The sequence below is a fragment of the Mycobacterium sp. EPa45 genome (genome assembly GCF_001021385.1).
Classification (GTDB): domain Bacteria; phylum Actinomycetota; class Actinomycetes; order Mycobacteriales; family Mycobacteriaceae; genus Mycobacterium.
Window position 1 is genome coordinate 6,098,211 of the sequence record NZ_CP011773.1, and the last position, 14,299, is coordinate 6,112,509.

Consider the following 14,299-nt stretch of genomic DNA (forward strand, 5'->3'; position numbering starts at 1 on the left):
GGCATCACGAGTGAGCCTCTCCCGCATCCGAATCCGAGCGGGCCTCCAGTTGCGCGAGCAGCTCCTGCAATTCAACATCGGACAGTTCATCCATGAGTCGGTCCAGCTCGTCGTCGACATCCGCGGTGTGATCGGACGGCGATACTTCTGGCGTCAACGGAGCCGCGCCGCCGTGGATGAAATGCAGCTCGGTGAGCACCCGGTCGGCCAATGAGTTGACGCTGACGCCTCGGAGTATCTCGAGGACGGGTAGGTCGATCGAGAAGGTCATGTTGATTCGCACCCGGAATTCCATCGCCATCATGGAGTCCAAGCCGATGTCGTCGAGCTGATCGTCCGGCTCGAAATCATCAATGCCGCAGTCGAAGACGGTAGCCACGATCTGCCGCAACTGATCGGCGATGACGGCTGGCCGGTCAGCCTCGGGAGTCGCCGCGAGCAGCATGAGAACCGAGCCGTCCGCATCGCCGTCCACGGTGACCGCCTCGGACGTGCCGAGTTCGGCGAACATCATCGGTAACCGGGCGCCGAGACCGGCTTGGCGCGCCCGGCCCCAGTCGGCGCTGATGGCGACGACGTTCGGCGGCTGTTGATTGATCACCCGATCGAGGATCAGCGCGCCGACGGCGGGCGTGATGAGCTCGATTCCGCGCTTGGCATAAAGCTTTTCGAGGTTGAGCTCCTCTACCATTCCCACCGACCACGGTCCCCAGCCGATGGTGAGCGCCGGCAGACCCTGCGCTCGGCGATAGTGCGCGAACGCGTCGAGGAAGGCGTTCGCGGCCGCGTAATTGCCCTGCCCCGGTGAGGCGATGGTCGATCCGGCGGAGCCGAACATCACGAAGAATTCCAGGTCGTGGTCTTTGAGGGCGTCGTGCAGTACCCGGGTACCGGTGACCTTGGGTGCCATCACCGCCGCGAAGTCGGCTTCGTCGATGTTGACCAGCAGTTGGTCATTGACTGTTCCCGCGGCGTGGACGATCCCGCGTATCGGCCTGCCGCCACGGAGGGCGTGGTCCCGCAGCCAATCGGCCACCTGCTCGCGGTCGGCGATGTCTACGCTGGCCGTGGTGATCTGGACGCCGAGCCGTTCGATCGCGCCGATGGTGCTGACAGTCGCGTAGTGGGGATCGTTTTCGGCGAGGCTGGGCCAGCGGTCTCGGGATGGGATGACGCTGCGGCTCAGCAGTGTGATGTGCCGCGCTCCACGCTCGGCGAGGTAGGTGGCGACCACCCGGCCCAGCGCTCCGGCACCGCCGGTGACGACGTAAGTCGCGTCGCGGCTGAGCTTGGTGGGGAATGGTCGGGTCAGCTGATCGCACGGTCGCAGACGGGGCACGAACGTCACCCGGCCGCGGATCGCGACCTGGTCTTCGGCCTCCCCGTCGAGGAGGTGTTCGCAAATCCGCGTGGCGGTTTGGGCGCGGTCGTCAGCGGTGTCGACGTCGATCAGCCCACCCCAGTGCTCCGGCAGCTCTTGATGGCCGATGACGCGGCCGAGGCCCCAGATGGCGGCCTGGTCGACTCCGCACAGTTCGGTTCCCGGTGCGGGTTGCGCATTTCCGGTGACCAGGTAGAGGCGGGTCTTCACGGCGGAGTCTTGTGCGGCGAGCGCTTTGGCCAGTCGAAGGGCTGGGAGCACGCCGAGCTGTTGTTGTTCGTCGGTGGAGCAGGATTCGGTGATGTTCAGCGGCCAGCAGTCCACGATCCCGTCGATATCGTCGTGCTCGGCGAGCAATGCACTGAAGTCGGTATCGGTGTCCTCAGAGCGAACCTCGTGAACGCGATGGCCGCGGCTGCGGATCTCGTCGGCGAGCGAAGCACCCACACCGATGTCATCGAGGAGAACCAGCCACGATTTCGGCTCACCGCCTGCAGTGTCCGGACCTTGTACATCGTCGTCGAGCGGGCGCCAGTGAACGTGAATGAGCCCCTTGTCAATACGTTCGGGCGACATGCGCGACGACGCGCTCAGCGACTGAACCGCGAAGCCGGCGATGACGACGAGCGGTCTCTCGGCCGTGCCCATGATGGTGATGTCGCATTCGACCCGCTCCTTGGTCACCGACACCACACGAACGTGAACCTTCATGTCCGCTTCGGGTGGACCGTAGACGGCACAGTGGCGTATGTGGGTCGGCAGGAACGGTTCCTCGTTCTGCTCCTGACCCAAAAACGGTGCGCCGAATAGCGCCTGGAATGCTCCGTCGACGAGGGCCGGATGGAAGCGGAACCCCGGTATCTCGTCGGCGATCGACGCGGGGATCGTGATGTCGGCGACGGCCCAGTCCTCACCCGCTGTGACGCCGCGGATGGTTCGGAACGCGTCACCATAATCGAATCCGATGGACTGGGTCCGGAGGTAGAAGTCCTCACCGTCGATCCAGACGATCGGCTCCGAACTGTCCGCTGCGGCCGGCGGTTCGGGCGCAGGCGGGCGGATATTGAGTTCGGCCGTCGCAGTGATGGCCCACTTTGTTTCACCGTCGGCCGTTGCCGTGAAGGCTGCGAACTCCAAAGTGCCGTCGTCCTCGTTGAGCGTGGTCCGCAGAATGGGGTCACAGGTGTCGTCGAGGATCACGGCGCGGTGCAGGACGACGTTGTCCACGCTGAAATCCGACCCGTAAACAGCATTGGCCACCGCCATGCCCATCTCCAGGTACACCGCTCCGGGCACCACCACACTTCCCTGCACGCGGTGGTCGGTGAGGAACGCGTTGAAGACGGCGCTCAGTTCCGCCTCCCAGGTGAGATGAAGTCCACTGACCTGTTGACCCAGCAGGGGGTGCACCGGGTGGTAGAACAGGCTTTCGGTCGCCTCCCGGGTCTCATTCCAGAACCGTTTCGTCTGCCACGGGTAGGACGGCAGCTTCAGGAGACGGCCACCCTCCCCGCTCCGCAGTGCGTCCCACGCCACGTCACGGCCGCTGCAATGCAGCATCCCAACGCAATTGAGTAGGGAGCGGACATCGTCGGTGTCGCGTCGCTGGGCCGCCGACACCGAAACTTTCTGTTGGCCTGCGGTTTCCAGGATGGACGATGCCAGCGCCGGGTGCGGTCCCAGCTCGACGAAGTGGGTGTAACCATCCTCGACCATCCGTTGGATCGCGGGTTCGAACAACACCGTGGCCCGGGTGTTCTGCCACCAGTAGGCGGCACCGGCCTGGTAACCGTCCAACCGCTCACCGGTGACCGTCGAGTACAACGGGATCGTGGCGTCCTTAGACGACATTCCATCGAGCGAATCGAGCAGATCGTCCTTGATAGCGTCCATGAAATGCGTGTGGTAGGGCACCTTTCCGTTGAGATACCGGTTGAAGATGCTGTGCTGGTCCAACTGGCGGGCTAGGTCGGCAAGGACTTCGGCGTCACCGGCGACGGTGACCGCCGACGGGCTATTGATGGCGGCTATCGAGAGCCGCCTGCCGAATTCCGCCCGCATCTCGGCATCGATCGTCGCCATCAGAGAATCAGCGTGTGCGCCGACGGCGAGCATCCGCCCCTGCCCACTGGTGCGCTGCTGGAGTCGGCTGCGGTGGTAGACGACCTCGACCGCTTGCTCGAAGGTGAGCAGCCCGGCGATGTGATGGGCGGCAACTTCACCGGCGCTGTGGCCGATGACCGCATCCGGTCGAATGCCATATGCAGCCAGCTGCTCGGCCAGCGCGATTTGGACGGCGAAGTTCGCCGGTTGCGCGACCTCAGTCTCGCCCATACGGGAGCCGACTTCGTCGCGTCGCAGTTCCTCGACGAGCGACCACCCGGTGTAGGCGGCCAGTTCGCGGTCGGTGCCTAGGATGCTGTCGGTGAAGACGGGAAAGACGTCCATGAGTCCCCGGCACATCTTCCACCACTGCGGTCCCATCCCGGTGCAGACGAACGCGACCTTGGGTGGGGAACCCACGGTACGTCCGCCCGATATCGGGCCGCCGTCGCCGAGGACTCGAAGTTGCTGTCGCGCATCGTCGATGCTCTCGGCGATGACGACGCTGCGGTAGTTCAAATGCGCGCGTCGTTGACCCAGTGTGCGCTCCAGATCCGGCAGCGACAGGCCGGGGTTCGCGTCGAGATGTCCGGCGAGCCGAGCAGCCGTCGCAACGAGCGCCTCCTCGCTGCGCGCCGAAATCGGCAATAAAGCTGGTAACTGTGGGCCGGGATCCTCGGCCACGGGACCGGTGTCGGCGGGCGGTTCGGCCAGCACCACATGGGCATTCGTGCCGCCGAAACCGAACGAGTTCACGCCCACGACGCGCCGCTTCGCGGTGGGGAATGGCCGCCCGTTCGCGGGAATGTCGATCTTGAGCTCGGTCAGGGAAACGTGCCGGGTCGGTTCACCCAGATGCAGATTCGCGGGAATGTAGCCATGCTTGGCCACCAGCGCCGCCTTGATCAGACCCGCCACACCGGCACCTGCTTCGAGGTGACCGATGTTGGTCTTGATGGATCCGATCAACAGCGGGTCGGTTGCCGCCCGATCGGCGGTCAGCGCGCTGGCCAACGCACGCATTTCGATCGGGTCGCCAACCGGGGTTCCGGTGCCGTGGGCTTCGACATAACCAATCTCGTTTGGCTGCACGCCTGCTCGCTGCAGCGCGGTCGTGATGGCGGCTTCCTGAGCTTCCTGGCGTGGCACCGTGATGCCGTCGGTGTGGCCGTCCTGGGAGACCGCCGTTCCGAGGATCTGAGCGTAGATGTCGTCGCCGTCGTCGAGTGCCTGCTGGAGGGGTTTGATGATGACGACAGCGCCGCCTTCCCCACGGGCGTAACCGTCGGCGGAGTCGCTGAACGCCTTGGACCGTCCGTGGGGGCTGAGGAATCCACTCTTGGACTCCGCGATGGCCGTGTTGGGGCCGATCATGATGTTCACCCCGCCGGCGAGCGCGAGATCGCATTCGCCATTCCAAATGCTCTGCGCGGCAAGGTGTACGGCGACGAGCGATCCGGAGCACGCGGTGTCGACGGTGACGCTTGGCCCGCGGAAGTCGAAGGCGTGCGAGATCCGGTTGGCCAGCATTGTCATCATCATTCCGGTGGCGGAATGTGACTTGAATCGATAGCGACTGGTACGGCCTTGGTTCTGGAGCAGCTGGTAGTCGAGTGTGAACCCGCCGATGAAGACTCCGACGTCACTGCCCGCGAGCCGGTCTGCGGGCAATCCCCCGTCCTCCAGTGCCTCCCAGGCCACGTGCAACAGGAGCCGCTGCTGGGGATCGAGAGAATGCGCCTCGCGGGGAGACATCCCGAAGAACTGCGGATCGAATTGGTCTATGCTGCTGAGGAATCCGCCCCGCCGGGTGACGATCTTGCCCACCTTGGACGGATTGGGATCGTGATAGCGGTCGGCGTTCCAGCGGGACTCGGGAACGACGCGGGTGGCGTCGGTCTCACTGCAGAGCAGGTTCCACAGGTCGGCGGCCGAATCAGCCTCGCCGGGCAGCCGGCACCCGATGCCGACGATCGCGAGCGGCGCACGGCCACTGGGATCAGTGAGCGTCGTCACCGGTCAACTCGACTGCAGAGCAGGTGACGTCGTGACGATCCAGTCACTGCTTATCGGGTCGCTGCCCTGCTCCCGTCGGTAGGCCGACCGCAGCTCGTGCAGCAGCGGATCGCGCTGCCATTCCTGGACCTGCCGCATCACCTCGTCGTCGCCGAACATCGTCGACTTTTCGGCAAGCACCGTCTCGACCAGCTGCCCGGCTAACCGCTTCAGCAAGCGCGCGTTGCTGTCGAACTGTTCGTTGAAGTCCTCGCTCGGATGCATCATCGCGGTGTGCAGTGAGACCATGAAGTTCAACGGCGCGTAGAGGTCGACGAACGGCACAGTGGGGGTTGTGGTTTCGATGGCGGCCCATTCACGGAAGAATCTCTGGACACGGTTACTCAATGCGATGACGCCGTCGAGATGCGGGACGAAACCGGGATCGTCCGCCAGGCTCACGAAGCGCCCGTTCATGTAGAGCAGCCCGATGAAGCCCCAATAAAACGCGACGTCCCAGATGATCTTGGCCGACATCACGTTCGGCACGCCCATCAGTGAGTACTGGTCCTGGTAGACCGCGAGCCACATTTCGGTGAGTGAGCGAAACAGCGTGTCGCTGATCTGCGCCCGCGCTAGGACATCCTCGCCGTTGAGTTCCCGGACGATCATGTCGGTGATCAAGCCGTTGCCGATCGCGACGAGATCCAGGCCCGAGGAGTACAGCGGATCGAGGAAGATTCCCGCATCACCCGTCAGACACCAGCGGGCACCGCCGTCATACACCTTCGCCGCGCCGTGGCTGTATTTCTTCATGACGCGAAAGTCCTGGATTTGCTCGGCGTGCTCGGCCAGGACCGCGGCACACTGCGGCTCGTGATCCCGCAGCCACGCGGTGGCCTTGGCAAGGGTGTTGAGCGAGTCGAAAGGGTGATAGGCCGGGTCGGCAACGATACCGACGCTGGTGGCCCCAGATGCCAGCCGAATCAGCCAGACCCAATAGCCTTCGCCCATCAGGTGATTGGTGGAAAGTGCACGATCGCCCTCTACCAGCCTGCCCTGCCAGTCCGGGTCGTCGCTCCAGCGGCCGACGTCGATCTCTGTCGCGACACGGAACCACACGGCGTTGCAATGGTGTTCGTTGGCTTGCCTGATACCCAAGTGCCGGGGTAGCAACCGATTTCGCCCCGAAGCGTCGACCACCCACCGCGCCGTGGTCTCGGTGACCGCTTGACCATCCTGGACCGAAATCGTGTGGGGACTGTTTCCGTCCGTCACCTGCACCGATCGCACCCGGCCTCGCGTGATCTCGACGCCCTGCGCAACGCAGCGCCGGCTGAGCTCGTTCTCCAGTCTCCCGCGGTCGATCTGGTAGGTCACCTGCGGAACGAAGGATGAGCTGCCGAGCTCCATCCGTTGTGTGATGTCGGTGTTGCGGCCCACGGAGAAGAACATCCGCAAACCCATCTTGCGAATCTGCGCGGTGCTCAAGTGATCGCCCAGCCCCAGCCGATCGCGGAGATAGTGTGCCGACACCTCGACGGTCGACTCGCCCACCGTGTGGGTGATCTCCGACACCGGGTGGACGTTCGGGTCGATCACCTGCACTCGGGTGGCGGGCCGCTCCCGGCGAAGTTCCAACGCCAAGGTCAGCGCGGCTGCCCCGCCTCCGACGATGGTGACATCGTGGTCGGCAGGCGACTCATCCGGGCGCGACATGCGCGACCGTAGGCGCTGTGCAAGGGCTTCCCGCCGTTCGCGACTCAGCTGCGACACTTGCGCCCGCGTGTCCACCGCTTGACCTCCTCGGAATCGTGCCGACGGGCACCCGCGAATGTGGCGGGTCCGCATCGCGACGCTCATTCGAGCGAATCACAGCAACGGCACCCCGAGCATGTCGAGAGTGATTACCGATTGCTGACGTCTGTGTCGCGTCACGCCGGCCCGCAAACTGAAAGCACCACGCGGAGCTGGCTATCCGATGGCAAATTATGGTTACAGCTACTTCTCGTGTTGATCGCGAAAGCCGGAGATGCGCTTCGGCTGTATCCCCGGCCACTTCGGCGGCTACGCGGAAAAGTCGGACCAGCCGCTTACCATTTTCACGGCGACCCAACCCGATGGAAGGACGAGACGTGAGTTACACCGCCGCTGACATCACCGAGCTCGACGATGTGCAGCACACACGCCTGCGGCCGGCGGTCAACCTCGGTCTGGACATCCTGAACACCGCGCTGCGCGAACTGATCGACAACGCCGTGGAGGAAGTGGCAGACCCCAGCCACGGCGGGTCAACCGTCACGATCACGCTGCACGCCGACGGATCGGTGAGCGTCGCTGACGACGGGCGTGGACTGCCCGTCGACACCGACGCCGCGACCGGAAAGAACGGAATCGTCAAGACGCTGGGCACCGCCCGTGCGGGCGGCAAGTTCTCCGCGCACGTCGACGCAACCAGCACCGGAGCCGGCCTCAACGGAATCGGCGCTGCGGCGGCCGTCTTCATCTCGGCGCGTACCGACGTCACGGTCCGTCGCGCCGGAAAGACGTATGTGCAGAGCTTCGGCCGCGGCTACCCCGGCGTGTTCGAGGGCAACACCTTCGACCCGAACGCGCCGTTCACCCGGTCCGACACCCAGAAACTCCGCGGCACCGGCAACCGGAAGCCCGACGCTCAGGGCACCGAAGTGCGGATCCTGTTCGACCCGGTTGTTGTGCCGGACTCCAGCGTCGACATCGGCGAGGTGCTCCTCCGCGCGCATGCAGCGGCACGGATGTCCCCCGGAGTCCACCTGATCGTCGTCGACGAAGGCTGGCCCGGCGACTCGGTTCCGCCGGCGCTGCTCGCTCCTTTCCACGGTCCCTGGGGTACCGAGACCCTGTTAGATCTCATGTGCACCGCCGCCGACACTCCGGCACCCGTCGTACGGGCGGTTGTGGAGGGTCGCGGCGAGTACACCACCGGCCGCGGCCCTACACCGTTCCGGTGGTCGCTGACAGCCGGTCCGGCCGAGCCGGCGACGGTGGCCGCGTTCTGCAACACCGTGCGCACCCCGGGCGGTGGCTCACACCTCACCGCGGCGGTGAAGGGTCTGTCCGAAGCGCTGGCCGACCGCGCCTCCCGCATCCGCGACCTGGGCCTGGCAAAGGGCGAAGAAGGCCCGGAGCCACAGGATTTCGCGGCGGTCACCGCACTGGCGGTCGACACCCGCGCCCCCGATGTGTCATGGGACTCCCAGGCCAAGACGGCGGTGTCGTCACGGTCGCTGAACGTGGCAATGGCCCCCGACGTGACGCGCAGCGTCACGATCTGGGCGGCCAACCCCGCCAACGGTGAAGCCGTGTCGCTGTGGACGAAGCTGGCACTCGAGTACGCCAGGGCACGGCGGAGCGCCGAAGGCGCCAAGGCACGCTCACGTGCAGCGTCAAAAGCCAAGGGTCTCGGCACGAACCTTTCCCTGCCCCCGAAACTCCTGCCCAGCAGGGAGACCGGGCGGGGCTCCGGCGCAGAACTGTTCCTGTGCGAGGGCGACTCGGCGCTTGGCACGATCAAAGCCGCACGCGACGCGACCTTCCAGGCCGCTTTCCCGCTGAAAGGCAAGCCGCCCAACGTCTATGGGTTTGCCTTGAGCAAGGCACGGGCCAAGGACGAGTTCGATTCGATCGAACGCATTCTGGGCTGCGGGGTTCGGGACAAGTGCGATCCCGAGCAGTGCCGCTATGACCGGATCTTGTTCGCCTCCGATGCCGACCCCGACGGCGGCAACATCAACTCCAGCCTGATCTCGATGTTCCTGGACTTCTATCGGCCGCTGGTCGAAGCCGGGATGGTCTATGTGACGCTGCCCCCGTTGTTCGTGGTGAAGAACGGTGACGAGCGGATCTACTGTCAGGACGAGTCCGAGCGTGACGCCGCCGTCGCCCAGTTGAAGGCGGCCTCGAAGAAGCGGGTGGAGGTGCAGCGCAACAAGGGTCTCGGTGAGATGGATGCCGACGACTTCTGGAATACCGTGTTGGATCCGCAGCGGCGCACGGTGATTCGTGTTCATCCCGATGACGACGAAAAGAAGCTGCACCACACGTTGTTCGGCGGGCCGCCTGAGGGCCGGCGCACGTGGATGGCCGATGTGGCCGCCCGTGTCGACACCTCTGCGCTGGACCTCGACTAGGAGTATCACGTGACTGCCACCTTGGACATTCCGGAGCAGAACGCCGACCTGGTGCTCGACCAGAGTGCCGATGACTACTGGAATCACTACCAGCTGACGTTCGCGCTGTACAGCGTCAGCGACCGCGCCATCCCATCGGCATTCGACGGGCTGAAGCCGGGCCAGCGACGGCTGCTGTACCAGATGCACGACTCGAGGCTGCTGCCCGGCAACAAGCCGCAGAAATCTTCGAAGGTCTGCTCGGCAGTCACCGGTAATCTGCACCCCCACGGCGGCGCGTCGATGTACGGCGCCGCCGCGCTGATGGCTGCCGAGTTCCAGCGCGTGAAAGTCATTGACGGGCAAGGCGCGTTTCCCCGCATCCAAGGTGACATCCCCGCTGCCGACCGGTACACCGAGATGCGGTTGTCTGCACCCGGGGCGGCGCTGACCGCTGAACTCGACGACCACGCGGTCCCGATGGTCCCGACATTCGACGGTGAATGGACCGAGCCGACGATGCTGCCGGCCCAGTGGCCGGTGTTGCTGTGCAACGGCGCCGTGGGTATCGCCGAGGGGTGGGCCACCAAGGTCCCGGCGCACAATCCCCGCGAGGTCATGGCCGCCTGCCGGGCGCTGCTGAAGACGCCGAACATGACTGACGACAGGCTGGTGAAACTCATTCCCGGACCCGATTGGGGATGTGGGGCGACGGTGGTCGGCACCGCCGGACTGCGGGAGTACATCACCACCGGCCGGGGTGCCTTCACCGTGCGCGGCACGGTCAGCGTTGACGGCAAGAACTGCATCATCACCGAGCTGCCGCCCGGCGTCGCGAGTAACACTGTGCAGGACAGGATTCGGGCACTGGTCGAATCGGGCGAGATGTCCGGGGTGGCTGACATGTCGGACCTCACCGACCGCCGCAATGGGCTGCGGATCGTGGTGACCGCCAAACGCGGCCACAGCGCCGACCAGATCCGCGAGCAGCTTCTGGCACTGACTCCGCTGGAGTCGACATTCGCCGCCAGCCTGGTCGCCCTTGACGAGAACCGGGTGCCACGCTGGTGGTCGGTGCGCGAACTGATATCCGCTTTCCTGCATCTGCGGGACTCTGTGGTGCTGCACCGCAGCGAGTATCGGCTGGAGAAGGTCACCGCGCGCCGGCACCTGGTGGCCGGTCTGATGACGATCCACCTCGACATCGACGCCGCGGTTGCAGTGATCCGGGGCTCGGATACCGTCGACGAGGCGCGACAGGGATTGCAGGAGCGGTTCGCGATCGACGCTGTCCAAGCTGATTACGTTCTGGCACTGCAACTTCGCCGGCTGACCAAGCTCGACGTCATCGAACTGCGGGCCGAAGCGGAGAAGCTCGACGCCGAGTTCGCCGCGTTGAACGAGCTGGTATCCAATCCCGAGGCGCGCCGAAAGGTGATCGACGAGGAGCTCGTCGAGACCGCGAAACTGTTCAAGGGCCCCGAGTTCGATCGACGGACCGTGCTGGACGCCGAGGCCACGCCAGTGACGTCTGGTTCCGATGAGGACGGGCCGCGTGAGCGAAAGGTGAACACCGCCTGGCGGCTGGACGATCGCGGGGTGTTCTCCGACAGTCACGGCGAGCTGCTCACCTCCGGGCTCGGTTGGGCGGTATGGAGCGACGGGCGAGTGAAGTTCACCACCGGAAGCGGGCTGCCGTACAAGATCCGTGACATTCCGGTGGCGCCGGACATCACCGGGCTGCTGAGCTCGGGCGTGCTGCCGGCCGCGTACCACCTGGCGCTGGTGACTCGGCGCGGCAAGATTCTGCGGATCGACCCGGCCGCGGTGAATCCGCAGGGTGCCGCCGGCAACGGGGTCGCCGGGATCAAGCTCGCCGGTGAGGGTGATGAGGTGATCGCCGCACTGCCGGTGTCGTGCGGTAACGGCGAGGCGATCTTGTCGGTCGCTGAAAAGAGTTGGAAGGTAACCGAAGTCGCCGATATACCGGTCAAGGGCCGCGGGGGCGCCGGTGTCGGGTTCCATCCGTTCGTCAAGGGCGAGGATGCCGTGCTGGCGGCGTCGATCTCCGTGAATGGTTACGTGCGCGGCAAGAGGTCCGTGCGCGCGGAGAGCCGTGCGAAGGCGTCGATCAAGGGTTCCGGGGCAGACGTGACACCGGCGGGCTAGTCGGTGAGGCCCTCGCCTTTGACTGAGTGGTCATCGCCCATGCCGTCCGCTGGTTCGCCGACGAACTCCACCCCGGCGCTGATAGCGGGGCGGTGGCGTAGGACTCGGTAATGAGCCAGTCGGCCCAGCCCCTTTGTGGTCAGTAACCGTGCGCCCTTCCATGCCGCGGCCAGCCGCTCACTGGCGGCGTAGGGGCTGTCCGGGTCGTCGGGGTCGTGGATGAGAAGCAACGGAGGGTAGTCGGCCCGCTGACCGATTCGGGTCATATTGGTCTCATGCAGCGGCATGGCGATTCGATCTTCCAGCCGACGCTGTAGGCCCGCGCGGATACGTCGACCGAAGCCGTGGCGTGCGGCGAACAAATCGAGATACAGCGGAAAATCGCCCATGGGCGCAAAGAAGACCAAGCGTCCCACCGGTGCGCCCTGCGCCGCCGCCAATGCAGTCGCGTTCGCGCCCAGTGAGTGAGCGACCACCGCGTGGGCCGCCCCGTGGGTCTCGATCATGGCCGCGATCGCATCGGCACACTCGGTGGCTGTGGTACGCCCGGGGGCGAGCGCACCCGGATCGGATTCGTTATGACTGGGCAGGTCGAACGCCACGACCCGATACCCCTCCGCCACCAGGGGTTTGACGAACATGGCCAGATGCGGGCGCTGCCCGCCCCAACCGTGCACCAGATATACCGGCGGACCGTCGCCCCATTCCTCACCAGCGACTCGATGCCCATCCCAATACGCTTCTATCGGCCGCCCTGGAGCCACACCCGGTGGCAGGCGCAGACTCGACTCGAGAACCGGTGGCGTGCACCACAACTCGACCGCCCATCGTGATCCCAACCACGGCGCGAGCCGCTCGAGCAGCCAGAAGCGTCGACGAACCGAGACCTCGACCGGGGGAAGAATGCCAGAGCCAACGACGTCGAGCGGGGGGACCTCGCCAGGCTGCCCCTGCGCCGACGCCGGTTGAGGTGCTCCGTCAGTCATGAACCTCGATCGTAGTACGACCCTGACAGCGGCTGCCGCTGGTGCTCTCCGATGTGGAACTGCTGCGGCGCCCCTTCGCCGGCGACGCCTCGCATGCAGGCCGGCGGCCTAACCGGTGAAGCCCTCACCCGTTGTCGAACGGTCGTGGTGGCTGAACGTCAACGGGATATGCCGGCCGCGGGCGATCTTGTTGAGCATGGCGATCCGCTCGCGCGCGGCCGCACCGCTCTTCTTTCTGCGCTCGCGGATCGGGTTGGACCACGGCAGGCGGTCGGCCACGATCGCGATGCCGACGTTGAGTTTGGTGAGGTTGGTGAAGTAGCGCACCCGGCGTTCGAAGTTGTAGCCCAGGGGCTCGAAGAGCGTGCCCGCCACCATCGCTTCGATCTGCTGATACCCGAACACGACGCCCGCCGGCGCAAGGGCGACGCTGGCGGTGATTTGGTTGACGTGCCGGGCGATGACCTTCTTGACCAAGCCGGGAAGCGCGTCGGTCAGCGTCGTCAGGTGCACTGGGCCGGCGATGGCGTCGACGAGTTGAGCGCGCCACGGGGACGGGTTACCGCCCCGGGCCAGAACGTAATTCAGCGATTTGATCAGCTCCAGGCCGTTGGCCGAATGGAGCAGTTCGGGAGCCCCCCACAGCCGCCCCGAGAAGGACGAGTATTCAGCAAGATCCTCGAGCTGTTGGGCAGTCAGCTTGCGCCCGAACGCGTGGTCGACGAGGCGGCCGAGCAACATCCCGCTGCCGAAGCCGAGCAACGACGTCACGGGGATGGGTTCGCCGAACTTCAGATAGACGTCGTCACCCCACTTTCGCCGCAACCCGCGACTGGCCAGTGCGTGCATCAGCCGCACCCGCACCACATCCTGGAAGGCCTCCGAATGGCGGTCGAAGATGTCCGGCAGCGTGAATTCTGCGAATACCCGCGCTGTTTCGATGAAGCGACGCGGACCGTCGTCGGCGAATCGTCCCGTGGCGCCGGTGGCGGCAGAGATGTCGCCGGTCATCGCGGTCTCGTAGAACGCCCATCCTCGGATGATCGTGGTGGCGGCGAACGTGCTAGACATCGCCAGCATCCGCCCTCGTTCGGCAGCGACCAGATCGAACTGTGCGGGCAGCTGGTCCAGATGCTCGAACAATTCGACCAACTCGTGCTGGGGATCTTGGAGGGTTTCGATGCCTTCGGTCAACGCCTGCTCGAACAGCGCGCGGCCCTGCTCGTAGCCAAGGCGCTCGAACGCCGCGACCACGCCGATCATCAGTTCGTCCCGCTGCCAGAAGTAGTCATCGCGCAGGCGCGTGAGGTCGCTGGGTTCGAGCTCCTTCTCGATGTCGATCCACTCACCGAAGATGAACTCCCGCATCTGCCGCCACTGGTCAGCGAAGTGGTCGCGACCAGGTGGGATGGGGCGCAAGGGCCGGTCGGGATGATCACGCCGATTGAAGTCGACGTCCTCGAGGAGGATGTCTGGACGCTCACCGGTCACCGTCATGAAGCGACGTTATCGCGGAC

At 65.3% G+C, this 14,299-nt stretch carries 6 protein-coding genes; 2 read left to right on the plus strand and 4 right to left on the minus strand.

All coding sequences use genetic code 11. The features are described from left to right. Positions 1-4 precede the first annotated feature (4 nt). Complete coding sequence (locus tag AB431_RS28955) at positions 5-5,500, minus strand: type I polyketide synthase (RefSeq protein ID WP_082135838.1); 5,496 nt, start codon at positions 5,498-5,500, stop codon at positions 5-7. 3 nt (positions 5,501-5,503) lie between these two features. Continuing rightward, a complete protein-coding gene (locus tag AB431_RS28960) occupies positions 5,504-7,198 on the minus strand; it encodes an NAD(P)/FAD-dependent oxidoreductase (protein WP_047332849.1) in 1,695 nt (564 codons plus the stop codon). 416 nt (positions 7,199-7,614) lie between these two features. Between AB431_RS28960 and AB431_RS28965 the strand changes: the two genes are divergently transcribed. After that, positions 7,615-9,648, plus strand: a complete 2,034-nt coding sequence (locus tag AB431_RS28965; protein WP_047332850.1) for a toprim domain-containing protein — start codon at positions 7,615-7,617, stop codon at positions 9,646-9,648. A 9-nt stretch (positions 9,649-9,657) separates the two neighbouring features. Beyond that, complete coding sequence (locus AB431_RS28970; protein ID WP_047332851.1) at positions 9,658-11,796, plus strand: DNA gyrase subunit A; 2,139 nt, start codon at positions 9,658-9,660, stop codon at positions 11,794-11,796. Here AB431_RS28970 and AB431_RS28975 read toward each other — a convergent pair. Then, positions 11,793-12,782 (minus strand): alpha/beta fold hydrolase, encoded by a 990-nt coding sequence (locus AB431_RS28975; protein ID WP_047332852.1) that lies wholly within the window; start codon positions 12,780-12,782, stop codon positions 11,793-11,795. The two genes, AB431_RS28970 and AB431_RS28975, sit on opposite strands and share 4 nt — an antisense overlap. Positions 12,783-12,890: 108 nt before the next feature. Then, on the minus strand, positions 12,891-14,279 hold the full coding sequence (locus tag AB431_RS28980; protein ID WP_047332853.1) for an oxygenase MpaB family protein: 1,389 nt from the start codon (positions 14,277-14,279) through the stop codon (positions 12,891-12,893). Positions 14,280-14,299 lie beyond the last annotated feature (20 nt).